The following is a 1,472-nucleotide window of genomic DNA, read 5'->3' on the forward strand; positions in this document are numbered from 1 at the left end:
GTTTCATATGGATTCCGGCGGCGGCAACTGGCCGGTGCTCTACAGGTCGATCGACCCGGCGATGGTTCGGTTCGCCGAAAACAAATCGCTTCGCTTCGGCGCGGGACATGATCAATCCGAGGATTTTTTCATGGTGGTCGATGGCTGGCTGCACGTGACTAACGCCTCGAACTGGAGGCGACAGCAGGTTGACAGGAGCGAACACATTCTCGCGCTGTTGCGGCAAGCCGGCGGTCCCGACCAGCCGGATGTGAAGTTCGAGCCCATCTGAAATCAGGCCTAAGGCGGGTGGTGTTGACAGAAAATGCTGAGGGGCCTGTTGCATTGCGGCCTGAAATCCAGGGGCTGCGTGGCATAGCCGTTGCCCTGGTGGCGGTTTTCCACATCTGGCCCGCGGTTCTTCCTGGCGGGTATGTCGGGGTCGATGTGTTCTTCGTCATCTCGGGCTATCTCATCACCGGTCTGCTTGCCCGCATGGCGCTGCGCGACGGCCGCATCTCGCTGATGGCCTTTTATTCGCGGCGAGTGCGGCGACTGCTGCCGACTGCGATCCTGGCCCTTCTTGCCACGCTCGCCGGAACGCTGGTCTTCCTGTCCATGGCACGTTGGGAAGAGACGGCGATCCAGGTCGCCGCCAGTGCGCTCTATGTGCAGAACTGGCGGCTTGCCTGGCAGGCGGTCGACTATCTCGGCGCCAAGGAGGCGGCGAGCCCGGTGCAACATTACTGGTCTCTATCGATCGAGGAGCAGTTCTATATCGTCTGGCCATTGCTGATGGTGGCAGGCCTTTGGCTGGCGCGCCGTCTCGGGCGGCCAGCGAAAGGCGTATTCCTCGTGGGGCTGACCGTGGTTTTTGCCGGATCGCTGATCGCCTCGGTTGTCATCACCCGGAGCGATCCGGCCGCCGCTTATTTCGTAACCCATACCCGCCTGTGGGAGCTGGCGCTCGGTGGCCTGCTGGCGCTGACGGTCCATCGGTTCAGGGCAGGGCTGCCATTGCGCGCCGCAATGGCGATGACCGGTATTGGCGCCATCGGGTTTTCAGCGCTTTTCTTTTCCGCCTCGACGTCATTTCCTGGCGCTCTTGCGTTGCTGCCGACCTTGGGAACGGTGCTCATCATTGCCGCCGGCGGCATCAAACTAGGCCGGTTTCGCGGACTTGATGCCAGCATCCTTTGCTATGTCGGCGACCGGTCGTATTCGATCTACCTCTGGCATTGGCCGCTGGTTGTTTTCTATTCGGCGCATCGCCCCGCCGCCGGGCTCCTTGCAGGTGTCGTGCTGATCGCCCTGACGCTGGCAATCTCGGATCTGTCCTACCGATATGTCGAACAGCGCTACCGGCAGCCGCGGTCGGATACGGAACGGAAACCTCTGGCCTATGCCACTGCCGCCGTTGCCGTCTGCGTGATGGTGTCGGGTGGGCTCGGCTATGCGCTCGACAGGAAAGACGTCGATATCAGCCTGATCGG

Annotated in this window: 1 protein-coding gene and 1 pseudogene; both read left to right on the forward strand. The window is 61.9% G+C overall.

The features are described 5' to 3' along the window. Window positions 1-271, forward strand: a pseudogene (locus tag EOC06_RS43305) (hypothetical protein); the annotation flags it as partial. A 23-nt stretch (window positions 272-294) separates the two neighbouring features. Beyond that, window positions 295-1,472, forward strand: a 1,178-nt coding sequence (locus tag EOC06_RS23410) for an acyltransferase (protein WP_206631239.1), incomplete at its 3' end; no start/stop codon positions are given.

It is taken from the genome of Mesorhizobium sp. M7A.F.Ca.MR.362.00.0.0 (assembly GCF_004023175.1).
Classification (GTDB): domain Bacteria; phylum Pseudomonadota; class Alphaproteobacteria; order Rhizobiales; family Rhizobiaceae; genus Mesorhizobium.